We start from the raw sequence: 23,007 nt of genomic DNA on the forward strand, positions 1-23,007 counted from the left end.
AGAATCCCATGGCTGCGATCACCACCACCGCGCGCACCGGCCTGGCCGTTGCCGCCGGCCTCGCCCTGATGACGAGCTGCGTCGGCGTCAAGCACACGGACACGCAACAGGACGCCGCCCCCGTGTCCGACGCGAAGCTCGTCGCGCCGATAGCGGACATGACCTGCGATACCTCCAAGAAGCCCACCGGCGAGCCCATAGTCGTCGGCGGCTCCCTCAGCCTCACCGGCCCGCTCGCACCCACAGCGGTGGTTCACGACGAGGTCGCCCGGATCGTCACGAAATGGGTCAACGAGTGCGGTGGTATCGACGGCCGCCCGCTCCAGTGGAAGGTGCTCGACGACCAGTCGACGCCGACCCAGGTCACCTCCAACTACCAGCGTCTGATCGGCGACAAGGTCGCCCTCGTGATGGGCCCCTACGGCGGGGCCGCGACCCTCGCGGGCGCCGGCCCGGTCACCGACGCGGGCTACGCCTACTTCACCCACACCAACGGCGCGCCCAACAAACTCATCGGCGAGAACCACTTCCCCGCCTGGCAGATCGGCGGCGGCGTCAACGACCCGAGTCAGATGTTCGCCAAGCAGGCCGAGACCTTCTGGGACGCCCTGCAGTCCAGCGGCCACCCGCCGAAGTCGGTCTTCTTCGCGACCTCGAAGTTTCCCACCACGCTCAGCTACGCCGCGGCCGCCACCCAGCGGCTCAAGCAGGCCGGCGTCAAGGTCGTCGGATCCGTCGAATACGACCTGACCACGACCGACTTCAACGCGATCGTCACGCGGATCGCCGCCGCCGACCCCGACCTGGTCTACGTCGGCGGCCTGGGCGCGGACGTCACGAACCTCTACCAGGCGTTCGACGCGCTCGGCTACAAACCGCGCAGCATCTTCGTTGCTCTCCCGGCACCGGCCGCGGTCGCGGCGCTCGGTCCGCGGGCCGACGGTCTGCTGCTCTCCTCGCTGTATGAGAACCATGCTCCGCTGGGTGGCTCCGAGGTGGCCCGCTACTTCGCCAACGCCTACGGCAAGGGCGCCGCGGCACGGAAGATCCTCCCCGTGGTCGAGACCCAGGCCGCGGCCAGCTTCTCGGCCTGGCAGATCCTCCTCACCGGCGTGCTCAAGGCCGGCGTCGACAACAAGGCGATCATCGACTACCTCAACGCGCACAAGGTCGACACCCTCGCCGGCACCGTGTCCTTCGACGGGTTCAACAACTACGGCTCGGACTTCAACCGAGTCGCCCAAATGCAAAACGGCAAGCGAGTCCTGGTGTGGCCCAAGGACGTCGCCGGCGCCGAGATCCAGTACCAGCCCTGACGCACGGTCCCGACGGCGCGGCCCCTCGCGGGATCCCGCCGTCCGACCTGGAGGCACACCATGTCGTTCTCCGTCATCGCCCTCGTCCAGACCCTGTTGAACGGTGCGCTGCTCGGCTGCCTCTTCGGCACCATCGCGCTCGGCATGACGATCAAGTGGGGCTACCTCGGCGTCGCCGACTTCTTCCACCTCTCGCTGACCCTCCTCGGCGCCTACGCGACCTACACCCTCGTCACGGAACTGCGGCTCGACCCGTTCCTGTCGATCGCGCTGACCGTCCCCCTCTTCTTCCTCGTCGGAGTGGGGGTGCAGCGGGTCTTCCACCTCCTCAACGCCGACCCGTTCACCATGCTGCTGCTGACGTTCGCGCTCTTCATCGTCGTCCAGAGCACCGTGTCCCTGGTGTGGAGCCCCGACCTGCTCAGCCTGCGCCCGTACCTGCCCGACAGCTTCACCGGCAGCCTGCGCCTGCCCGGGCCCTTCAAGCTGGTGGTCGCCCCCGTCGACCTGGTCGCCCTCGCCTGGGCCGTCGGACTCGTCGGGGCCACCGCCTACACGCTGCGCCGCACCCGCTGGGGCCGCGCTCTGAAAGCGATGCGCCAAGACCCGGCGATCGCCGAAACCCTCGGCGTCCGAGTGCTCCCCGTCGCCCTTGTCGTATCCGGTCTCGCCGCCGCCACCGCCGCCCTGGCCGGCATGGTCCTCGCCCTCAGGATGCCGCTCTCACCAACCCTGCCGCTCAACTGGATCGGCATCGTCGTGGTCGCCACACTGCTCGGCCGACTGGGCAATCCGCTGGGCGCCCTGATCGCCGCCGCCGTGCTGATGATGGCGCAGAACGCATGGTCGCTGTGGTTCCCGCCGCAATGGGCCCCCGCGGTGACCTACGGGATCCTCTTCGCCCTCCTCGCCGCGCAGCCACTGGCCCGAGTGGCCCGCGAACGCCTCACCTCCAGGAGCCCCGCATGACGAGGCACATCACCTCCCCGATGGCACGTCAGGTCCTGACCGTCGTCGCCGTGACCGGCCTGGCCTGCGCCCTGCTGCCGCTCGGGAGCAACTTCGTCGTCTCCTTCGGCTCCCAATTCATGCTCTGGATCACCCTCGCGGTCAGCTGGAGCCTGTTCTCCGGCAACTCCGGCTACGCCAGCTTCGGCCACGGCGTCTTCTTCGGCGTCGGCACATACATCACCGCCGCGGTGCTGCGTTCGACCGACATGGGCTTCCCCGTGGCGATGCTCGCCGGCGGGCTCGCGGCCGGAGCCCTCGCGCTGGCCGTGGGCCTCGCGGTCTTCTCCTCCTCCCGCTTCGCCGGCGACCTCTTCGGCCTGGTCACCCTGGCGATGGCCTTCATCGTGACGACCGTCGTCGCCAACGTGCCCGCCCTCGACGGCGGCACCGGCGTGTTCATCCGAGAACACGTGGCGGGTAGCTGGATCGGCGAAGACACCCGACACGTCTACCTCGTGTGCACCGCTCTCGCCGGACTCACCGCGTTGGTCGCACTGGGCGCCTCCGCGACCCGGTGGGGCACCGCCCTGCGCTCGATCCGCGACGACGAGACGGTCGCCCAGTCGCTCGGAGTGCCCACCTACCGCTACAAGGTCGCCACCTTCGCCGTCAGCGCCGCCCTGGCCGGCCTGGCAGGAGCACCACAGGCGGTCTACCTGGGGTACGTCGAGACGAGCTCGGTCTTCACCCTCAACATCCCGCTGATGGTGATCATGATGACAATCCTCGGCGGCACCACCCGCTGGTACGGCCCGATCGTCGGGGCGGCAAGCGTGGCGATCCTGCGCGAGGCCCTGCTCGACGTCGGCTCCCCGGAACTGGCGCAGATCGTCACGGGCCTCACCCTCGTGGTCGTCATCGCACTGATGCCCCGCGGCCTGACCGGGTTCCTCAGCCGCCCCCGCCCCCTGGCGACCACCCGAGCCGGGACCTCCCCATGAAGCCGTCAAGCACCCGCCATGACCAGCGGCATGAGTCGATGGCACCGTCCGTCACACAGCCAGGCCCACAGAACACGGAACCGGCGCCGCCCGAGAACGAGGACGGCCTGCGTATGACGTGCGGCTTCGGTGCACCTGCGGTCATGGAAACGACGCGACCCGTCACTGCGGCGGACATCGAACACCGCGGACGCGCAGCAGACGCGCTGCGGGCCACGGTGATGGCAATGGGGCAGGCAGAGAACGCCGTCGACGCGCCCGGAGTCATGGAGCCCAGGCACAAGACCGGCGAAGCCGGCCAGGCCGTCCGGGGCCCCGAAGGCGTCCAAGGCACCGCCGGTGGCAGCCGGAATCCCGGCGCAGGGCAGGGGCCCAATGCCCGACAGTCCGGAGATCACCTCGGCGCGTTCGTGCTCGCGAGACCGGATCTCGATGAGCTTGTCGACCTTCTCGTCGAGGGCTATCACCTCTCTCGCAAGCGAGTACACCAGCCGGGGGATGTCCCTCTCACCGGGCAACGCGGTGTGCCGCCGGCCCGCGGCGTCGGCGGCGGCCACTGCGATCGCGGCAGCGCCGACCTTGCGATTGCGCACCCCGTGCCTTCGCCTGATCCCGATACGCCGCAGGGCCGCAGGCCTGCACAGCGAAGCGCTCGCAACACCCCATCGGCAGGCGGGTCGTCGCGGGCCACCGGGCAACCGGGCACCCGAACCCATCAACGGCAACCCGATGACAGCCACACCCAGCACCCCCGCGTGAGCCGACCTCACAAAGACTGGCTCGCTCGGCCCGAGCACGAAGGTGGGACCCGATGACCCTGCTGCGCTGCACGGCGGTGACCAAGCGATTCGGGGGCGTCACCGCACTGGACCACGTCGACCTCGAGGTCGGCGCCGGCGAGATCGTCGGCCTGGTGGGTCCCAACGGCTCCGGAAAGACCACACTCCTCGGCTGCATCGCCGGCTCACACCCGGTGACCTCCGGCAGGATCGAGTTCGCCGGCCGCGACATCACACACACGCCCTCCCACCACCGCGCCGTTACCGGGATCGCGCGCACCTTCCAGGTGCCGCGACCTCTCGGCTCCTTCACCGTGGCGGAGAACGTCTCGATCGGCGCCATGTTCGGCCACCGCCGGCAGGCCCGCTCCGCCGCCGTCGCCACGGCGCGGGAAGTGCTCGACCAGGTCGGGCTCGCCGACCACGCCCACGCATCGATCGAAACCCTCACCCTGCACGAACGCAAGTTCCTGGAGATCGCCCGGGCGCTCGCCCTCAAGCCGGAACTGATCCTGCTCGACGAGGTTCTCGGCGGGCTCACCCCCACCGAGGCCGAAGCGGGGATGGCACTCATCGCGTCGCTGCGCGATGCCGGGATCGCCGTCATCTACATCGAGCACAACGTGCGGGCCGTCGCTTCGCTGGCCGATCGCATGTACGTGCTCAACCAAGGACACAACCTCGCCTCCGGCCCACCCGCCGAGGTGCTCACCGACCCCCGCGTCGTTGCGGCCTACCTCGGAGGAGAAACCGATGCTTGAAGTCACCGACCTGGTGGTCAACTACGGCGAGGCCGCAGCCCTGCGTCAGGTCGACCTGACGGTCACCGAGGGCACCACCGTCGCCCTCGTCGGCTCCAACGGCGCCGGCAAGTCCACCCTGATCAAGGCCCTGATGGGCATGCAACCGGTCACCTCCGGCCGCATCCTGCTCCGCGGCGAGGACATCACCCGGCGCCCTCCCCACGACCGACCGGCCCTCGGCATGGCGCTCGTGCCGGAGGGACGCCGGCTCTTCAAAGACATGACCGTCCGCGACAACCTGCTGCTCGGCCTGCACTCCACCGCCGCCCGCCGCCGATCCGGGGGAGCACTCGACTTCGTCCACGACCTCTTCCCCATCCTGGTCCAGCGCAGCAATCAACTCGCCGGCACCATGTCCGGCGGCGAGCAGCAGATGGTCGCCCTCGGCCGCGCTCTCGTCTCCCGCCCGCAACTGCTCCTCCTCGACGAGCCGTCACTCGGCCTCGCACCGATGATCGTCGCGCAGGTCTTCGAAACCATCAGCCTCGTCGCCGACGAAGGCGTCACCGTCCTCCTGGCGGAGCAGAACATGCGCCGCGCCCTCGAACTCTCCGACCACGGCTACGTACTCGCCGACGGCCGCGTCGTCCTCGACGCCGGCGGAGCCGACCTGCTCCAATCCGACAGCGTCCGCAGCGCCTACCTGGGGGACGAAGGACCGCAGCCCGAGCCCGGCCGCGCCCTCACGCCGTCCACGACGTCCGTCCGGCCCACCCACCATCGTAGCCGGCGAGTTTGAGGTCGCGGTCGGCGCGCATGGTGGTCGCGTAGGTGGCCGGGTCCGCGCGATCGCCGAGCGCGTGGTGGTTCCTTGTCGTCGACTTCCACGACGACGCGCCGGCCGTGAGGGAGCAGGAGCAGGAAGTCCATTATGACGAGTTTGCGGACGAGTTCCTCGTCGAGTCGTGCGTGGGCACCCCGCGCCGTGGCCCGGTTCCTGCGGTGGGGTCCGGGAGTTGCTCGTGTCCGCTCTTTGTGTGGGCCGCCGGCCGCTGCGCCGGGTGGAGGGTTGCGGAGGTCGCGGCCGGGCGGCCGATGGACCGGGCCCTCGCCGCGGTCTTCCGCCGGACCGTCCTGGTGCGCTACCGCTGCGCCGGGATCAAACGCCTCCTGGAGGGGTACGCGGGGCCGGCGTTGAACCCGGGGGAGGAGTGGGCGGATCGGGCGACCGCGGACGCCGCGACGTACGGCGAACCGTGGGAGCAACTCCTGGCTCACGCGGCCTCCGCCACGGGTGCGCGGCCCTCCGCCGGGGTGGGAGCGTGTCGGCCGCGCGTTGCTCTTCGACGCGGGCCCCGACATCGTGCGCCGTCACGTCACACCCGGTTCGCACTGCTCGGCAGGCCCGGACGGTGCCGTTCGCCGAGGGCCACTATCGGTGGCGCGACGTCAACGAACGCTTCGACCCGCACAACGCCAACGCGTTGCGCGGCCTGGCGTGGCTGTTGTCGTTCCTGCCCGCGTCCGCCGACACCTCGGCCACGCTCGCCGCGCTGGTCGACGTCTCGCCGGTGCACGTCGAGGGGACCGGGCCGCGCAACCCCAGGGTGGCCAACGCGGGCGTGACGGCCCTGTTCCGCGTCGGTGACGACGCGGCACGGGCCGAACTGCGGGCGCTCGCCGACCGAATTGCCTTCAAGGGCACCCTCACGCAGATCGACAACGCGCCGGCGGCATCCTCCTGACGGGAGGCCCGCGCCGTATTCCGTGCCGGACGCGAGGGTGGTCGTGCGTGAGACGGTTTTCGGGTCGGGGACAGGAGGTTCGGGGCGTGGAGGAAGCGTGGGCCGTGCGGGACAGGGTGAAGCGGAAGGGGGCGGCCATGGCCGAAGGTCGTGATTGGTTCGGGGCGCTCGGGTCGTTGATGCCGCCGGAGCCGGGGTCGGGCGAGACGTTCGTTCCCCGTCCCGGTGTCGCCGGCGAGGAGGCGTATCCGAGTGACTACGTGGCCTTCGTGCGCGGGTACGGGTGCGTGGAGATCGGGGAGTGGCTCGGTGTCTCGGCTCCGGCGGGGGCGTGGTCGCCGGAGTTTCCCGCGGGCACGGTGGAGACGGCCACCGAGGGTATGCGCGACGTCTGGGAGAGGACCGGTCCACCCGACCTGGTCACGCGGGGTTGGGCGTTTTGGCCCTGGGGCTCGACGGGGGGATGGCGACATTCTGGGGTGGCTCGTGGACGGCTCGGATCCCGAGGCGTGGAGGACGCTCGTGGGGGACCAGGGCCGCGAAGCAGACCACCATGGGCCGTCCGTCGACGTTGACGACGTCGAAGTCCCGGATCTGCCGGTCGGAAGTTATTCGGCTGGACGCGAGCAGGGATGGGGAGTTCGTCATCGAACACCATCGCCGGCCGGCGACGCGCCAAGAGCGACGGGCGTGGGAGCGGTGATCGACGGTGATCGGTTCACGTCGTAGGGCATCTCGAGGATGAGGTCCGGTGTCGGCGGCAGGACGCGCGTGGGGGTGTCGTAGTCCGACCAGGCGATGGTCCGCGAGCGGGTGGGTGCTCCCGTGAGGATCGCGCGCTCGGGGAGCGGTCGTCCTTTGGCGGGGATGTACACGTGGGTGGTGCCGGTCGGGCGGGTCCGCTCGAACACGATCGAGGGGTGGGCGTTCGGCGTGGGGGCGGCCCTACGGGTGGCCTGGGCGAGCACCTCGACGAACCCGCGCGGATCGTAGGACTTCGAGGTGGTCAGGACGTCGGCGCGCAGCGGGTCGTCGCTCAGGAGGTGGGCGTACTTGCCGTACAGGTCGTTGATCAACGCGTCGTCCTGGGGGTCCAGGTAGCCGAGTGCGTCCGCCCAGAACAGGCGGGTCGCCCTGACGTACACGTCGGAACCGACGCTGATCACCTCGACGACCAGGTCGCCGGATTCCATGCGGGCGGTGAAGTCCCCGGTCCTGGCGTCGAGTCGCATGTCCGTGCGCGTATCGGGCTCGCCGTTCCCGATGGCGTCGACCACGACGTGGACGGAGCGGGCGTGTTCCACCAGGGCCCTGACCCGGTCACGCAGTTTCGCGTCGCTCAGGGCCGAGTTGTCGCTGCTCTCCGAACTCGTTTCGTCGAGTACGCCCACCACCGAGCAGCCCGTCGCGAGCAGCACGACCAGCGCCGCCGCCACGGCTGTCGATCGCCGGAGCACGGTCGTTCGTGCCGACTGGAGAAGGCGACGACTTCCTGCGGACGGCGGGCGGTCGTACGACACCGAGCCCCGACCGGACACGGCCGTCGTCGTCTCGACGCCCGAACTCGGGTACGGGCCCGGCGTTTCGTCGTCGTCCCCGCCTCGCGGAGACCGCGCCGGCACCGCCGCGAGTGTCGCGCTCTTGCGGACGGACCGCCTCGAAACCGATCGCGTTCGTTTCGACACAGGACTCCCCATCCCCCGGCTGGGTCCCACCGACCACAACCGGGCCCATCATCGCGGAAGCGTGATCGAGGGGATCAGCCGGGGGCCTCGACGAATTGAGCCGTGAACCAGCTCACTGAACGACCCGTGGTCCACATCTGATGACGTGCCGATGCGCGAACACCGCTCTTTCGGGGCGGTGTTCGCGCATCGGCAGGTCGTCGGCCATGACGGTCGTCGCCGACGCCTCCGGGCCTCCCTCCCACCGGCTCCGGTGCCACCGGACCGTCTGAGCGTCGTGCACAACCCGCGCCCGGAGTTGAGCACCGTGCACCTTGGTCGCAGGAGGCGGTGGCTTCCAGCGTCGAGGTGACGGATCCAAGCAGCACATATGGGAGGAGAAACACCCATGCGTATACGAACGTTCATCGCCGCGTCGGCGGCCGTGCCGGCCCTCGCCGGCGGCATGGCGGGCACCGCCCACGCCGACAACAGTGGCCAAGCGGACGGCCGCCCTGCTTCCGCTTCCGACACCGGCACCGAGGCGCGCGCGGCGGGCACTCCGGACGAGTACAGCGTGGCGATCATCATCGACGGGCACAAGTACGGCAACGTCTTCTGGGACGACTATGACGGAAGCACCGACAAGGACGATGTCAGGGTACGTGACCGCGAGTTCGACGGGCAGTCCATCGAACTGAAGGTCTACCGACACGGCACGACGTACTCGGAGCACGCTTACTCGGGCGAGACCAAGACCATCGGCACCGGCAACCTGCCCAAGGGCGAGCGGATCTACTTCAGCGCCTGCGGCTGGGACAACGGCAAGCGGGTGGGTTGCACGGACTCGGTGTGGTTCCGCGAGTAGGATCACCGCCGCATCCTGCTGCCCCGGCCGCGCTCGAAAGGCCGGGGCAGCACCCGTGGCGGCCTCCACCCTTCCGGAGCCGCCGAGCACTCTTCCGCCTGCCGGATGTGCCCGATGCTCAGACGGCGCGGGCGTTGGTGATGTGAAGGGCGTGCACGACCTCGTGAATGCCGGTGCCGGTGGTCAGCAGATCGAGGCCCAACAGGGCCTCGGCGGTACGCAGGTGGGCCCGGACCGTGTTGCGGCTGACGCCCATGCGGCAGGCCGCCTGCCGGGCGTCGGTATCGGCGTCGATCCACGCCTGAAGGGTGCGGCGATGCCGGGCGTCAAGGGGGCGGAGGGTGGCCCGCGACCAGACGGCGGCGCGCTCGGTGCTCAGCAAGTGGTCCAGGCTGGGAACGGGTTGGTAGTCGTCGGGTTCCGGGCCGGCGCCTGAGCTGCTCAGCGCGAGGGCCAGGTGGACGGCAGCGCGGGAGTGGACGTCGGCGAGGTCCCGGCCGAGGGCTTGTTCCGCACGTCTGATATGCGCGGCGACGGTATTGCGGCTGAGCCCGAGCAGATGCGCCACGGCGGACCTCGGCATGTTCATGGCCAAGTTCGTCACCAGCCCGGCTGGTCGTAGCCGATGCCGGGGCGGCGGGGCCCGTACCAGCCGCGGTTCTCACGGCGGGAGTTCGGCGACAGCCGGGATGATCGGGCTCGCCCGAAGGGGACAGCGTGATATCAAGGCCACGCAGTAGGCCCCTCGGTCCGAGACGGCAGGTTCCCGATGTCCCCGGCCGCGGAGCGACCGGGGACATCGGCGGGCGGAGTGCGTCCTGAACGCAAGCTGCGCCGACAGGGTCAGCTGTTGTCCCTGATATCGGCCGCCTCGTCGGATGCGAACGCCACGTCCGCAAAGGTCGTCCGGCATCCGAGGCCGTTCGGTGACTGCGCGAGGAATCCGACCTCGACCGGCATGTCGATCGGTGTTCCCAGGCTGCATACGCGTACCAGGTGCCACGTCCGGCCGTCGGCCGAGCTGTGCAGGGCGAACGCGTGGGTCATACGGGAGACGCGCAGGTATACGGCATCCCCTGCCACGTCCCATGAGTTCGCGTCGTCGGACGCCCCGCGTGTCACGACCGAGACGACGCTCCCCCGGCCCGCGGGCGAGAACTCGAAGCACAGCTTCAGCCAGGTCGTCTCGTCGGCCCACACCACCAGTACGCCGGCGTCGAAGGTGTGCTTGAAATCGACGTGAACACGGGCGCTCAGCTGAAACGGCCCGGCGACGGCTCCGGTGAGCCTGGTCAGGGCAGACGGCGGCTGCCCGGGCCCGGCGGTCGGGTCGATGAACAAGTCGCTCTTTTCGGCGGCGACGATTTCGAGTGTGCCGTCTGGGACTGTCCTCCACCGCGCTCCGTCCGGGCCGCCGGCAGTCAACGGAAACGGCAGCCCTGGCAGCCGGACGGCCTCGGGATTCATCGGCGCACCTTACCGGGGTCGTGGCTCAACAGGTCCTCCAGATCGCACAGTGCCAGCGAGTCGAGCCGGATGTCCGCAGCGTCGAAGTCGTGCGAACGGGTCAGCACGTGCGGCACCGCGACACACAGGGCGCCGGCGGCCTTGGCCGCCCGCACCCCACGCCCGGAATCCTCGAAGGCCACGATGTGCTCGGGTTCCGTCCCGAGCCGCCGCGCAGCCAGGAGGTACAGATCCGGTGCCGGCTTGACACGTACGACATCGTCCGCAGTGACCACCACGGAAAAGGCATCGCGCAGCCCGAACCGGTCCAGGTAAGGGACCACGGATGCCTCGCGGGAACTGGACGCGATGGCGAGCGGCACGGCGCGCAGCCGTGCCTCGGCGATCAGACGGCGCACACCGGGCAGCGGCGCCTCGTATGCCATCCACGCTCTGAAAAGGCCTTCCGCCTGTTCTTCCAACTCGCTCGCGTCCACGCTCCCGCACCGGGCGGACAGGTCCGTGAACGGATCGAAGTCGTGCAGCGTTCCGCCGACGGACTCGACCACAGAGGCGTACGGCAATTCCTGGAAGTACGTCCGGTAGAGCCGGCGCAGTACCGCGAGCCACAGCACTTCCGTGTCGGCGACCAGGCCGTCGAAATCAAGTACCAGCGCCTTGCGTTGCCTGCTCATGAAGTCGCCACCGTGTCCGAGGAATCGCTGTGGGGAATGAGCCGGATGTCCGTCCGGTACGACGCGGATCGGCCGAATGTACACGCTGCGGCGAAGGCATAGAGCGCAGCGATCGCTCCGAACAGCAGCAGCGGCCGCACGTCGAAGACGACCGCTGCGAGGTAGCCGGTCGGGATGGACACCACGGCGGTGAACGTCTGCACCGCGGCGAAGAACGCGGCGCGTTCGCCCGTGTGGACGCAGCTCACGACGATGGCATCCCGGTAGGACTCGACCAGGAAGGGTCCTGCCGAGGTAAGCACGGCGCACACGCACAGCAGCACGATCTCGCCCCGGCCCAGCAGCAGGAACAGCGCCCAGCCGGCGCAGCTGGTGACGAGTGACCAACGCACCATTGCGCCTGCCGGGATCCTCCCGGACGCCCGCGGCATGACGACCGTGTAGCAGAACAGCGCGGCAAGCGCCCCCACAGCCGGGACCGCGCCGACTACGAGGTGTCCGTACCCCAAGGTCTTGGAAAGGTACACGGCCAGGAAGATGTTGAGTTGAAAGGCGACGAAACTCGACACGTACATCAGGATCAGACGGCGCAGCGCGGCGTGTCGGCCCGCCGCCCGCAGCAGCTTCCCCCCGTCGAGCACGCTGCGCAGCAGTCTGGTGTCGGCGTGCCGTTCCATCGCCTCGGAGCCGGCCCGCGTCTCGACGGTGTACCGATGGCGGAGCAAGTTGTGCAGGAGCATGGCAAGTCCGCCGACGAAGAACAGGACACGCAGCGTCGGCACCGTGCCGTACCGGTCCATGAAGAGCCCGACGACGGGCACCAGCAGCCCCGCGAACATGATCACCACTTTGATGGCCGCGAAGATACGCGGCCGGTCCTCCTCCGGGCTGTCCTCCGTCGCCAGGAGCCAGAACGACACGTTGACGATCTTGGAGGAGGCGTTGAGCAGGTAGCCGACGAGGAACATCCAGGTGTTGTGGCTGAACGCCCAGACGAACATCGGGACGACCCAGGAGGTGACGTCGAACCAGAAGGTGGCCCGGCGTCGCCCCATCCGGTCGGTCAGGGCGCCTGCGACGAGCTGGAACATGAACGCGACGTACAGGTTGGCAGAGAGAATGGCGCCGATGGCGACGGTGCTCAGGCCGACGCTCTCCATGTACAGAGTCGCGTAGTACAGCGCGGCCGTACCGAAGACCGCCCAGAACGGCTCTGTGTAGATGCAGTACCGCGCATTGCGGTGGAGGTCCCCGACGAAACCCCGGCGGGTCACGACCGGATCACGGCCTTGACGGCCTTCACGTCGACTGCCTGCCCGGTGGCGAGGTCGACGCCCATGGTGGCTTCGAAGGCTTGGCGGAAGTCGGGCATGCCGACCTCGGTGGTCACCATGTCCGCCAAGGCCGGGGTATCCGCAGCGAAGTCCAGCGCCGGGCCGATCGCGTCGTGTACGGGGACGGCTGCGACGATGCTCAGCCCGTCGTCGATGAGCCGCGTGGGTGCCACCTCGACGCGGTAGGTGTCGTCATAGCCCATCGGCACCACCCGGCCGCCCTTTGCGACGACCTCCAGCGCCGTGGCCAGTTGGTTGCCGACCGCGTCGATCACCACGTCGAACTTCCTGCCGCCGGTAAGCTCCGCAACCGTCTCCGGGGTGAGGTCGGCGGGATGGAGCGCGTGGTTGGCGACACCGGCGGCGAAGTCGCGGCGGAACGCGTTCGGTTCCGTGGCCACGGTGAGCCGGCACAGCCTGCGGGTGATCGTCTGGCACAGCAGCCCGATCGCGCCGGACCCGATCACGAGCGCGGACTCGTGCGGGCGCAAGTTCGACTTGAGGACGCTGTTCAGCGAACATCCCAGCGGTTCGATCAGGCTTGCCACCCGCCAACTCATGCCTTCGGGAATCGGGTACAGGTACTGCGCACTGCCGACGTAGTACTCGGCGAACGTGCCCGCAAGCGTGAAGCCCACCTGGTGGTCGTCGAAGTTGAAGCAGTAGCAGTAGGCGCCCAGCCGGCAGTTGCGGCATGTCCCGCAGGACTGCGTGGGATTGACGACGACGCGGTCGCCGACTTTCAGGTGGGTCACAGCGTCGCCCACTTCGACCACAGTGCCCACTCCTTCGTGGCCGAGCACGGTGCCGACGTCCGCGACATCGAGCTTGCCCGCGAGGATTTTGTGGTCGGTGCCGCAAATGCCGGTCATGGCGATCCGCACCTTGGCTTGGTGGGAAGCGGTCAGCCGCGGTTCCTCGACATCGACGAGGTCCATCCGCCCTTTGCCCGCGTAGACAAGTGCCCGCATCAGCAGTGCTCCGTTCCGTCGTATTGCCGGTAGGTGGCCAGAGCCGCGACGACGGCCCGCTCCACGTCGTCCAATTGCGCCGGTGTGTGTCGGTCCGAGAAGACGAAGTAGCCCTTGGTGAAGATCTGTTGGTCGGCGAGCGCGGTCATCAGGTGCGAGCGGACCGGGTCCGTCCAGAAGTCCGACGCCCCGGGGGTACCGAGCGAGAAGCTGGAGTAGTCGCCGCGGACTTCGACTCTGCCGACCAGTCCCGGTTCGGCGATGCGGGCGCGCCAGTCGGCCATCATCGTGGTGGCCCGGGCCCGCCACGACGGCCATTGCGGCGCCTGTTCCAGCAGGTCCTCACAGGCCAGGGCGGCCGCGAACGCGAGCGACTCGCTGGAATGGGCGTTGCTCATGCGGACTTCCGCGGCACGCATGACCAGGTGGCGGTCGCCGAGGACGGCAGCGAGCGGCAGGCCGTTGGCCATGCCTTTGGATATGCACAACAGATCCGGCCAGACATCGGCTTCGCCGCACGCGCCCCGAGGGCCCATGCGCATTCCGCAGGTGACCTCGTCGAAGACCACCACAACGCCCCGGGACCGGGCTTCCTCGGCGATGGTCCGCAGATCGCCCGCAGACCAGCGGTTCGGACACAGGACCACGGCTGCGGGGAGGCCCTGGGATCCGCGCACCAGGTCGACCACGCGCTCGATGTCACCTGGCCCGCAGGCCAGGGTCAGCGCCGCCACGGCCCGGGGGATGCCGAGTTCCCCGGGGCTCTGGGCATAATGCGCCGACGCGGCCCAGTCGTGCCAACCGTGGTACTCCGTCGCGACCACGAGGTCTCGGCCGGTCGCCGCTCGGGCCATGCGCACCGCGCCGCTCACCGCGTCGGCACCACTCTTGGCGAACTTGACCGACTCGAACACCCCGAGCCGGGCCAGGAGCCTTTGCGCCAAGGCCAGTTCGAGCGGATCAGCGACGGAAAACGAGGTTCCGCGCCGCAGTTGCGCGATCACGGCTTCCTCGACCTCGGGGCGCCGGTGCCCCCATGTCACCGTGCCCATGGCCATCTCGCAGTCCAGCCAGGTGCGGCCGTCGACATCCGTGAACTCGGCATCCTTCGCGTGCGCCGCTGCGATCGCACCGCGCCCTGGCAGCAGTCGGTGCGGTGTCTTGGCCAGCGTGCTGCACCCGGCCGGCACGATATTCTCGACCTCGGCGAGCCACGCGAGACTGCGCGTATCCGAAGCGGCGCCCTCTGGCGTGGCCGTCACCGAACCCTCGCTCCCGGCCAGCAGCCGGCGGTCAGGTCCGCCAGGCTCTGCACGTTGCCGTACAGGTCGACGACGACGTCCGCCGACTGCGTCTCCAGGCGCTGGGTCAGCCACATGCCGTTGTCCAGCAACCGCACGAAGTTCTCGACCAGGATCAGCATCGGCCGCGGCTCGGTGAGGAGTTCTCTCGGCAGCATTTGCGGAAGCAGGATGGGGCTCCCGCCGTCGACGCGCGTCGAGTAGTCCAGAATGTCGTGCCGGTCGATCCCCGATGCCTCGGCAAGCGCTCGCCAGAAGTCGGCGGCGTCCGTGCGCGTTTCCGCGAGGTCGAGTAACAGGTGGTCGCGCACGTCCACCGCACGGTCCGCGAGGCCGGCGAGGAGCCGAGGGGTGATGTCGTTGTCGATCTGCGCGCCCCAGGACTTCCAGAACCGCGCGAGGTTGTTCTTCCGATTTCCTTCGCGGTGCACCCCATTGCGCCGCTCCCAGTGGTACGAGGTGACCCTCGGGTCGATCACCGTGCGGTAGCCGAGCCGCCTCGCCCGCATCTGGTAGTCGAAGTCCTCATAGCCGTTGAAGTAGCGCTCGTCCAGCAGTCCCACCTCGTCCCGGACTTGCCGGGTCATGGCGAAGAGCGCGAATGCGGCCATCGGGACGGTGTACGGGTCCTGCGGCAGAGCGGCAGGCCTGGCGTTGAGGTAGAGGTGTCTGCCGAGAGTCTCGCCGAACGAGATGCCGCAGTGCTGCACGCCCCCGGTCTGCGGGTACAGCAGCACGCCCGCGGTCATGCCCGCGTCGGGGTTGTCGCGCAGCGTCCGCAGCATTCCGGACTGCCAACCCGGTTCCAGGATCAGATCCGAGTCGACGAAGAAGATGTGATCGCCCTCCGCGAGGGCAAGGCCTTGGTTCAAGGCCTGTCCGCAACCGCGCGGGTTCTCGTTGTGGAGCGTCGCCACAGTGATCGCATGGGCCCGCTCCGCCTTGACCGCCCGGCCGAACTCCTCGATCTGCTCGCCTACTTCCGTACCGGAGCCGTCGTTGACAACGATTAACTGCGTATCCGGCTCGACCGTCTGCCGCATTGACTCCAGGAAGAGAGCCAGCACGTTCCGGGATTGGAACACGGGCACGATGACACTGCTGCGCATAAATCTCCTTTGAGTACCCCGTCGACGCATACCGACCCGCAGGCCAGGCTGACGCGTCGGCAGCACGGCGACAGAGGCGACCACGCTGGACCTCCGTCGAGAGCTGCCGGGCGGACCGTGAACGTTCACGTGAACGTTCACGAGTCTCCATGCACCCGGTTTTCACTGTCAACCCTCAAGACTGCTCCGCCACTTCGTCCGCGGAGCGCAGACGCCGGGCGCCGCGGACGGCGCGCGAAGGGCGGACACGGCAAACCACCAGTGCCGCGCCCGGCACTAGAATCGCGCACACGATTCGGATTCGGCGATGCGCGGCAATGATCGGGCGAGGGGACGGACGGCCACATGCAGAACCACGGCTGGAAGCCGGGCGGTTCGCGCGTCACCATCGAGGACGTCGCACGCGCTGCGAGCGTCTCCCGACAGACGGTTTCGCGCGCGATCAACGACAAGGGCGAGATCGGCCCCGAAACACGTGCGCGGGTCCTCGACGCCGCGCAACGGCTGGGCTACCGCCCCAACAGGTTCGCGCGCGGCATGGTGTCGGGGGCCGGCATCACCCTCGGCCTACTGGTTCCCCATCTACGGAACCCGTACTTTCCCCAAGTCGCCGACAGTGTGGTGGATTCCGCAGCCGAACTCGGGTGGACAGTGGTCGTGCACCACACCCAGTCGACGGTCGAGGGGGAGCGCTCGGCTCTGGCGGCGATCGAGCGGCAGGCCGACGCGTTCGTCGGGTACCTGGAGCACCGGGAGTCGTTGGTGCGGGCCGAGCAATGCCATATGCAGTTCGTCCTGTTCGGTGGAGAGGACTACCGGATCACCGGCCCGCGATTCGCCCGCGTCGATGTCGATTTCCGCCACGGGATGCGCTTGGCACTGGGACACCTGCGCAAAACAGGCCATTCGAGGATCGGATTCCTTGACGTGCGCAAGCAGTCCGCACCGCGCGAGCCGAGTCCACGCGCCGCGACCCTCCTCGACCTGGTGGACGACGAGTTCGATATCGCCCTCGGGGTAGCCGCGGAATCGACCGTGGAAGCCGGTGCCGAAGGCGCCCGCAGACTCCTGGCCGAACACCCGGACATCACCGCGATCATGACGTACAACGACATCACCGGCATCGGAGCCGCCCGTGCCGTGATGGCCGCGGGGCTTCACATACCCCAAGACTGCGCGATCGTCGGCTTCGACGGCCTGGACGTCGCAGACCTGGTGGACCCTCCGCTGACGACGCTGCGCGTCGACCTGCGACGACTTGGGCGGGAGTCCGTGCGCCTGGTGGAGCGTGCGATCGGAGGGTCCGCCGACGAGCCCGCCGCTGTGATCGCGCCAACCCTGGTCGTCAGGCGCTCGACCGTGGGGGAATGAGCACACCGATCCGCAACTCGACGCCCCGAAAGAAGACTTCGGTCTTCTGGTCGCCGGGCGCACCCGGCATAGCGCTGGTACGGGTTCGGGCTGTCGGCGGACGACGGGCCGTCGGATCGGGTGTCGGTCCGTCCGGTCGTCACGCCTGACGCGGACGTCGCACCGACGCGCACCGCGTCCACGTCCCCGGCGACAAGTGCGCGGCACCGCACCGCGATCCGCCCTTCGAAGCGCGCCGACGCGGCGACGATCGAGGCGTGCTTCGTCGCGCTCCTCGAAGGGCGGCTGAGCCGTGAGGCCATCACCCGTCCCGCGCGGCTCGACCGGGCACGAGCAGCCGGGTGGCCGTTGCCTCATGCGGCGGCCACCCGGGGGTCACGCGTCCACTTCCGCGTGACCCCCGGCGGTACCCGCTTCCACCCCCCGAGGCCCGAAGCCCGAGGCCCGGAACCCCGAGCCCCGAAGCAGCGAGCCCCGAGTCACCGATCCCGAACCACCGAGCCCCGAAGCCCTCGTGGCGCTGACCTCCGGCAGGTCGGTCGCGGCTTCGGAGGTACCCGGGTGGTCCTGGTCGCGCGCCCGGCTGCGGTCCGCACGAGCCGTTCCGAGCGCGTTGGACACGAACACCCGATTGAACGTCTGCTCCTCAGGTGCGGTTGGTCGCTTCCCACGGTCCCGACGGTGTCGCGCACGGTGGCGGCACCGCCATGGGTCGGCCCGGCGGCACGGCACGTGCGTCGCGCCGCGTACGGGCCGCATCGGCGAACGCCTGTCGTCGATGCGGCCCTGGTCGCTCATCGGGCGGGGGCGCCCGGTCAGGACCTGTTCGCGGGCTCGGACGCGCCGGCCGCGTTCCGGTCCGAAGACTCGACGCCCGGGTCGTCCCCGGTGCCGTGGATGAGGCGGATCACCGCCTGGCTCACCGAGTCGTAGTCGTGCGTGTTGGCCACTTCCCCGGCGATCCGGTAGTCCCGCATGACCAGCACCCGGTCGGCGAGGGTGACCATCTCGGGCAGGTCGCTCGTGATCAGCAGGATGGCGAGGCCGTCCGCGGCGAGCTGCCAGATGAGTTGGTGGAAGGCCGCCTTGGTGCGGACGTCGATCCCGACCGTGGGTTCGTCGATGACCAGGATCTCGGTCTGTGCGGCGAGCCACTTCGCGAGGCTGACCTTCTGCTGGTTGCCGCCGGAGAGTTGGCCCACGAGTTGGCCCGGGCCCGCGACCCGGATGCCGAGCCGCTCGGTGTACTCGGCCACGAGATCCCGTTCGCGATGGGCGGGCACGTACCCGAGGACGCGGCGGATCCGCGACCACACGGTCACCGCGATGTTCATGCTGAGTGGTTGGTCGAGGAAGAGGCCCTCCTCCTTGCGGTTCTCCGGGACGTAGCCGATGCGATGGGTGTTCAGCGCCTGGCCGACGTTGCGGATCCGGACGTCCTCGCCACGCACCCGGACCGTGCCGCCGACGACGCGGTCCAGGCCCACCAGCGCCTTGGCGAGTTCGGTGCGGCCCGCACCGACGAGCCCGTACAGGCCGACGATCTCGCCGCGCCGCACGTCGAGCGAGACGTCGCGATGCCCGGCGGCTGTCGACAATGCGTCGAGTTCGAGCAGCGGCGGCCCCTGCGGATCCACCGTGCGCGGCGCGAACTCCCGGGCGGTGTGGGCGCGTCCGACCATGACGCCGACGATGTCGTCCCGGCTGTAGGCGGTGATCGGCTCGGCCTCCAGGACCGAGACGCCGTCACGCAGCACGGTGACCGTGTCGCAGAGCGCGAAGACCTCTTCGAGTTTGTGACTGACCAGCAGGACGGCGGTGCCCTGGTCGCGCAGTCGCCGCACGATCTCCAGCAGCCGGTCCGTCTCGCGCAGGGTGAGCGCCGACGTGGGTTCGTCCAACAGCAGCACCTTGCTGTCGGTGGACAACGCCTTGGCGATCTCGACCAGTTGGATCTGCGCGGTCGACAACGAGCCGACCCGCGCGTCGAGATCCAGATCGAGGTCGAGCAGGTCCAGGCAGCGCCGGGCCTGCGCACGCATCGAATCGCGGTCGACCAGCCCGCGACGGGACGGGATCTGCCGCAGGGTGATGTTCTCGGCGACGGAGAACTCGGGGACGACGTTGCGTTCCTGGTGGACCACCGAGATCCCCGCGCGGACCGCGTCGTGCGGCGAGTGGAAGTCGACCGGGGCGCCGTCGAGCACGAGTTGCCCGCCGTCGGGGCGGTACAGGCCGGTGACGACCTTGATCAGGGTGGACTTGCCGGCGCCGTTCTCGCCGAGCAGGGCGTGTACCGAACCGGCCTTCAGGCGCAGCGTCGCGCCGTCGAGGGCCCGGACGCCGGGAAAATATTTGGCCAACCCGTCGGCCGACAGGATCGACCCGGCGGATCCGGCCGACCCGGCAGCGGCAGCGGCTGTTGCGGGGTGGGTCACGATGCGCTCCTGGCGATGTCCGTCCGCGGTGACGTCGCGGGCTTGTCGGGCGGGTGTCCCTCCCGTGGGATCGCGTCCCGGTCCGGTGACCGCCCGGCGCGTTCCTGCCGGACGGCGCGGATGCGTCCCGCGAGCACGGTGCCCAACACCACCGCGCCCACGGTGAAGTTGACCCAACTCGGGTCCAGCGAGTACTGCGCGCGGGCCACGTCGACCAGGCGCACGATGAACGCCGCGAGTACGGCGCCCAGGACGGACACCGATCCGCCCGCGAGGGCGGCCCCGCCGATGATCGGCGCGGCGAAGCTGGGCAGCAGCCAGTCCCCGCCGATGCTCTTGTTGACCCCGGGCGCGGAGGCGACGGTGAGGATCGCGGCGACCGCGATGATCAGCCCGGACAGCGCGTGCGCCGCGATCACGCTGCGGTCGTTGGAGATACCCGACAACCGGGCCGCGAGCGGGTTGCCACCGCTTGCCAGCAAGCGGCGGCCCGCCGTCGCACGCCGCAGGAAGAACGCCAGCGCGGCGGCCACGAGCAGCGCGATCAGGAAGATCACCGGGACGTTGAGCACCGACTCGGTGCCGAGCCGGGCCAGGCCCGACCCGCCGAGGTCGATCGTTCGGGTGCCGGCGAGCCGGTACTGGAGTCCGCCCAGGATCGTCATGGTCGCGAGGGTGACGATGAACCCGTTGATCCGGGTCGCGACGACGAGCAGGCCGTTGATCGCGCCGATCGCCGGCCCCGCGGCCAGGGCGATGACGATCGCCATCGGGGCGGGCACGCCGTGGTCGGCCATCAGCACGGCGATCAGGACGGCCAGGAAGCCGCCGAGGGTGCCGACGGACAGGTTCATCTGTCCGACGGCCAACACCACGAGTTGGGCCAGGCCGATCAGGATCGGCACGGTGAGGTAGAGCAGGATGCCGTGCACGGCGTCGCCGCGGAGCAGGCTGCCGTGCGAACTCGCCACCAGGATCGCGAATCCGACGGCGCCCACCACGATCAGGGTCATCTCGGTGGAGCGGGAGAAGCGTCCCGACGCGGCGCGTCGGGCGGTGGCGAACAGGTCCGGGGTGGTCATGGTCGGGCCACCGCCCGTCGGGTCGCGACGATCGACCTGATCCGGTCGGTGGACAGCGCGAGGAGCAGGATCACACCGAGGTAGATGTTGAGGTTCTCCAGTCCCGTGCCCAGGGTGGTCAGACCCTGCCGGATCACCTGGACGAGCGACGTGCCGAGCAGAGTGCCCACGACGGACACGGCGCCGCCGGTGAGCAGGGTGCCGCCCAGGACCGGGCCCAGGAAGGAGGGGATCATGAACTCCGAGCCGATGCCCGCGGTGAACGACCCGCTGGTGACCGCGAGCATGAAGCCCGCGAGGCCGGCGAGCATGCCCGACAGGGCGTGGGCGCCGATCACCCGGCGCATGACGGGCACACCGGAGTACTGGGCGGCAGTGCTGTTCGAGCCGACCAGGAGGAGTTCGCGGCCGGTCCGCGTGCGCGAGTACAGGTACCCGACCAGCGACATCGCCACGACGGTGAACAGCAGGATCTGGGGGACCGCCGGCGAGCCGCAGACGTTGCCCACGCACACGTCGGCCAGCGAGTAGCCGCGGAGTTCGTTCATGCCGGCGGGCTTGGCGGTGAACGCCGCGACGTCGGTCAGTTGGGAGTACGTCAGCGACACCAGGCCGAGTAGGGCGAAGTCCATCGCGAGCGTGACCACGAACGAGTTGACGCCGGTGGCGCTGATGATCCACCCGGTGAGCGCGCCGATCGCGGCGCCGGCGAGGAGGCCGATCGCCAGTCCGGCGTACAGCGGCAGATGCCACTCCTGGTAGGCGATCCCCATGAACATCGCGGAGAACGCCGCCATCCGGCCGACGGCCAGGTTCATGTGGCCGATCGACATCGCGGCCATTTGCGACAACCCCACCACGGTGAAGACGGCGATGTCGCGCAGCAGCGGGAACAGGGTCAGTTGCTGGTCGTAGAAGGACGCGCGGGCGGAGCCGAAGGCGACCACGAGAGCGGCGCCGACGACGAGCAGGCCCACGCGTTGGGTGGTGCCGGCCGACCAGCGGCCGGCCCATCGCGCCCCCGGCGCGGCGGTGGGGGCGGCCCCCGAACGCGTGAGGTCGCCCTCGACGTCGGGGGGTGGCGGGGTGCGCCCGGTCATGCGGTCCTCCTGTCGTCGATCGCGTCGGTGTTCCAGGCGATTCCCAGGCCGGCGGCTTCGGGCGCGACGGCGTGGCCGTCGCGGACCCGCATCTCGTCGTGGGTGATCGCGCGCAGTTGTGGGATGTGTTCGACGTAGCGTCCGTTGGGTACGGCGGCGGTGAGGCTGACGTGCAGTTCCATCAGGAAGTGCGGGCACACCTCGACGTTGAACGTCTCGGCGAGGTGGGCGACCTTGAGCCACGGGGTGATCCCGCCGACCCGGGCGACGTCGACCTGCACGATCGATGCCGCGCCGCGGGCCAGATAGTCGCGGAACTGCCCTGCGGAATAGAGGGATTCGCCCACGGCGATCGGTATGGATGTCGACCGGGCGAGCGCGACGTGGCCTTCGACGTCGTCGGCCGGCAGCGGCTCCTCGAACCAGGCGATGCCCAGTCCCTCGATCGCGGCGGCGCGTCGCCGGGCTTCCCCCGCGGTCATCGACTGGTTGGCGTCGACCATGATGTCGAGGCCGTCCCCGACGGCCTCGCGTACCGCGCGCAGGCGTTCGACGTCCTGCTCGATCCTGGGCTTGCCGACCTTGAGTTTGACGCCCTGCCAGCCGGCGGCCTGTGAGGCCAGCGCCCCGGCGACGAGTTCGTCGGTGCTCAGGTGCAGCCAGCCGCCCTCGGTGTCGTACAGCGGCACTTCGGGGCGGAAGCCGCCGGCCACCCGCCACAGTGGCTCGTCGGCCCGCAGGCAGCGCAGGTCCCACAGCGCGGTGTCCACCGCGGCCAGCGCGAGCGAGGTGATCGCGCCGACGGTGGTCGATCGGGTGGCCGCGAACAGGTCGTGCCACACCCGCTCGATCTCTCGGGCGTCCCGGCCGTTCAGCCGGGGCAGCAGGTGGTCGCGCAGCATCGCGAGTACGGAGGTGCCGCCGGTGCCGATCGTGTAGGCGTAGCCGGTCCCGGTGTTCCCGTCGTCGGTGCCCAGTTCGACGAAGACGGTCTCCTGTTTCACGAAGGACTGCACCGCGTCGGTGCGCGTGGTCTCCACCTCGACGTCGACCATGAAGGCGCTCGCCTTGATGATCCTGGTCATGCGGGTCT

At 69.5% G+C, this 23,007-nt stretch carries 21 protein-coding genes and 1 pseudogene; 8 read left to right on the plus strand and 14 right to left on the minus strand.

The window, feature by feature from the left end; all coding sequences use genetic code 11:
* The first annotated feature begins 8 nt into the window (after positions 1 to 8).
* The 3 genes from OG948_RS56410 to OG948_RS56420 are packed head-to-tail and all read left to right on the plus strand — an operon-like array spanning position 9 to position 3,268.
* Positions 9 to 1,316, plus strand: a complete 1,308-nt coding sequence (locus OG948_RS56410) for an ABC transporter substrate-binding protein (RefSeq protein WP_331772853.1) — start codon at positions 9 to 11, stop codon at positions 1,314 to 1,316.
* A 60-nt stretch (positions 1,317 to 1,376) separates the two neighbouring features.
* Complete coding sequence (locus tag OG948_RS56415; RefSeq protein WP_331772854.1) at positions 1,377 to 2,285, plus strand: branched-chain amino acid ABC transporter permease; 909 nt, start codon at positions 1,377 to 1,379, stop codon at positions 2,283 to 2,285.
* Positions 2,282 to 3,268 carry a branched-chain amino acid ABC transporter permease gene (locus OG948_RS56420; protein ID WP_331772855.1) on the plus strand — a complete coding sequence of 329 codons (987 nt, stop codon included), beginning with the start codon at positions 2,282 to 2,284 and terminating at the stop codon, positions 3,266 to 3,268. The genes OG948_RS56415 and OG948_RS56420 overlap by 4 nt, the downstream gene beginning before the upstream one ends.
* A gap of 5 nt (positions 3,269 to 3,273) precedes the next feature.
* Here OG948_RS56420 and OG948_RS56425 read toward each other — a convergent pair whose 3' ends face one another.
* Positions 3,274 to 3,861 carry a transposase gene (locus OG948_RS56425; RefSeq protein ID WP_331772856.1) on the minus strand — a complete coding sequence of 196 codons (588 nt, stop codon included), beginning with the start codon at positions 3,859 to 3,861 and terminating at the stop codon, positions 3,274 to 3,276.
* Positions 3,862 to 4,079: 218 nt separating this feature from the next.
* Between OG948_RS56425 and OG948_RS56430 the strand changes: the two genes are divergently transcribed.
* The 3 genes and pseudogenes from OG948_RS56430 to OG948_RS56440 all read left to right on the plus strand — a co-directional run bounded on the left by OG948_RS56430 (position 4,080) and on the right by OG948_RS56440 (position 6,535).
* On the plus strand, positions 4,080 to 4,808 hold the full coding sequence (locus tag OG948_RS56430) for an ABC transporter ATP-binding protein (protein WP_331772857.1): 729 nt from the start codon (positions 4,080 to 4,082) through the stop codon (positions 4,806 to 4,808).
* Positions 4,801 to 5,499, plus strand: a pseudogene (locus tag OG948_RS56435) (ABC transporter ATP-binding protein); the annotation flags it as partial. The gene OG948_RS56430 and the pseudogene OG948_RS56435, both read left to right, overlap by 8 nt.
* 703 nt (positions 5,500 to 6,202) lie before the next feature.
* A complete protein-coding gene (locus OG948_RS56440; protein WP_331772858.1) occupies positions 6,203 to 6,535 on the plus strand; it encodes a hypothetical protein in 333 nt (110 codons plus the stop codon).
* 420 nt (positions 6,536 to 6,955) lie between these two features.
* Here the strand turns inward: OG948_RS56440 and OG948_RS56445 are convergent, their stop codons facing one another.
* Positions 6,956 to 7,183, minus strand: coding sequence for a hypothetical protein (locus OG948_RS56445; RefSeq protein ID WP_331772859.1), 228 nt, complete (start codon positions 7,181 to 7,183; stop codon positions 6,956 to 6,958).
* Positions 7,180 to 7,992, minus strand: a complete 813-nt coding sequence (locus OG948_RS56450; RefSeq protein ID WP_331772860.1) for a hypothetical protein — start codon at positions 7,990 to 7,992, stop codon at positions 7,180 to 7,182. The genes OG948_RS56445 and OG948_RS56450 overlap by 4 nt, the downstream gene beginning before the upstream one ends.
* A gap of 616 nt (positions 7,993 to 8,608) precedes the next feature.
* Here OG948_RS56450 and OG948_RS56455 point away from each other — a divergent pair.
* Positions 8,609 to 9,067, plus strand: a complete 459-nt coding sequence (locus tag OG948_RS56455; protein ID WP_331772861.1) for a hypothetical protein — start codon at positions 8,609 to 8,611, stop codon at positions 9,065 to 9,067.
* Positions 9,068 to 9,185: 118 nt separating this feature from the next.
* Here the strand turns inward: OG948_RS56455 and OG948_RS56460 are convergent, their stop codons facing one another.
* The 7 genes from OG948_RS56460 to OG948_RS56490 all read right to left on the minus strand — a co-directional run bounded on the left by OG948_RS56460 (position 9,186) and on the right by OG948_RS56490 (position 15,923).
* Positions 9,186 to 9,656 (minus strand): helix-turn-helix domain-containing protein, encoded by a 471-nt coding sequence (locus OG948_RS56460; protein WP_331772862.1) that lies wholly within the window; start codon positions 9,654 to 9,656, stop codon positions 9,186 to 9,188.
* A gap of 254 nt (positions 9,657 to 9,910) precedes the next feature.
* Positions 9,911 to 10,534 (minus strand): DUF1349 domain-containing protein, encoded by a 624-nt coding sequence (locus OG948_RS56465; RefSeq protein WP_331772863.1) that lies wholly within the window; start codon positions 10,532 to 10,534, stop codon positions 9,911 to 9,913.
* A complete protein-coding gene (locus OG948_RS56470; RefSeq protein WP_331772864.1) occupies positions 10,531 to 11,208 on the minus strand; it encodes an HAD-IA family hydrolase in 678 nt (225 codons plus the stop codon). The genes OG948_RS56465 and OG948_RS56470 overlap by 4 nt, the downstream gene beginning before the upstream one ends.
* The gene (locus tag OG948_RS56475; RefSeq protein ID WP_331772865.1) at positions 11,205 to 12,482 is read right to left on the minus strand and encodes an MFS transporter; all 1,278 of its coding nucleotides are present in this window, start codon (positions 12,480 to 12,482) and stop codon (positions 11,205 to 11,207) included. The genes OG948_RS56470 and OG948_RS56475 overlap by 4 nt, the downstream gene beginning before the upstream one ends.
* On the minus strand, positions 12,479 to 13,513 hold the full coding sequence (locus OG948_RS56480; protein ID WP_331772866.1) for an alcohol dehydrogenase catalytic domain-containing protein: 1,035 nt from the start codon (positions 13,511 to 13,513) through the stop codon (positions 12,479 to 12,481). The genes OG948_RS56475 and OG948_RS56480 overlap by 4 nt, the downstream gene beginning before the upstream one ends.
* Entirely contained in the window at positions 13,513 to 14,775 is a 1,263-nt protein-coding gene (locus OG948_RS56485; RefSeq protein ID WP_331772867.1) for an aminotransferase class III-fold pyridoxal phosphate-dependent enzyme, read from the minus strand. The genes OG948_RS56480 and OG948_RS56485 overlap by 1 nt, the downstream gene beginning before the upstream one ends.
* Positions 14,772 to 15,923 (minus strand): glycosyltransferase, encoded by a 1,152-nt coding sequence (locus tag OG948_RS56490; RefSeq protein WP_331772868.1) that lies wholly within the window; start codon positions 15,921 to 15,923, stop codon positions 14,772 to 14,774. The genes OG948_RS56485 and OG948_RS56490 overlap by 4 nt, the downstream gene beginning before the upstream one ends.
* Positions 15,924 to 16,268: 345 nt before the next feature.
* On the opposite strand from OG948_RS56490, the gene OG948_RS56495 reads away from it, so the two are divergent.
* On the plus strand, positions 16,269 to 17,294 hold the full coding sequence (locus OG948_RS56495; protein WP_331772869.1) for a LacI family DNA-binding transcriptional regulator: 1,026 nt from the start codon (positions 16,269 to 16,271) through the stop codon (positions 17,292 to 17,294).
* Between the two features lie 815 nt (positions 17,295 to 18,109).
* On the opposite strand, the gene OG948_RS56500 is transcribed toward OG948_RS56495, so the two are convergent.
* From OG948_RS56500 to OG948_RS56515, 4 genes are read right to left on the minus strand one after another with little or no spacing between them, the layout of a single operon-like run.
* Entirely contained in the window at positions 18,110 to 19,732 is a 1,623-nt protein-coding gene (locus OG948_RS56500; RefSeq protein WP_406300802.1) for a sugar ABC transporter ATP-binding protein, read from the minus strand.
* Positions 19,729 to 20,814 (minus strand): ABC transporter permease, encoded by a 1,086-nt coding sequence (locus tag OG948_RS56505; RefSeq protein WP_331772870.1) that lies wholly within the window; start codon positions 20,812 to 20,814, stop codon positions 19,729 to 19,731. The genes OG948_RS56500 and OG948_RS56505 overlap by 4 nt, the downstream gene beginning before the upstream one ends.
* A complete protein-coding gene (locus OG948_RS56510; RefSeq protein ID WP_331772871.1) occupies positions 20,811 to 21,914 on the minus strand; it encodes an ABC transporter permease in 1,104 nt (367 codons plus the stop codon). The genes OG948_RS56505 and OG948_RS56510 overlap by 4 nt, the downstream gene beginning before the upstream one ends.
* A complete protein-coding gene (locus OG948_RS56515; RefSeq protein WP_331772872.1) occupies positions 21,911 to 22,999 on the minus strand; it encodes a mandelate racemase/muconate lactonizing enzyme family protein in 1,089 nt (362 codons plus the stop codon). Before OG948_RS56515 ends, OG948_RS56510 begins: the two co-directional genes overlap by 4 nt.
* Positions 23,000 to 23,007: the final 8 nt, after the last annotated feature.

It is taken from the genome of Embleya sp. NBC_00888 (genome assembly GCF_045207655.1).
Taxonomy (GTDB): Bacteria; Actinomycetota; Actinomycetes; order Streptomycetales; family Streptomycetaceae; genus Embleya.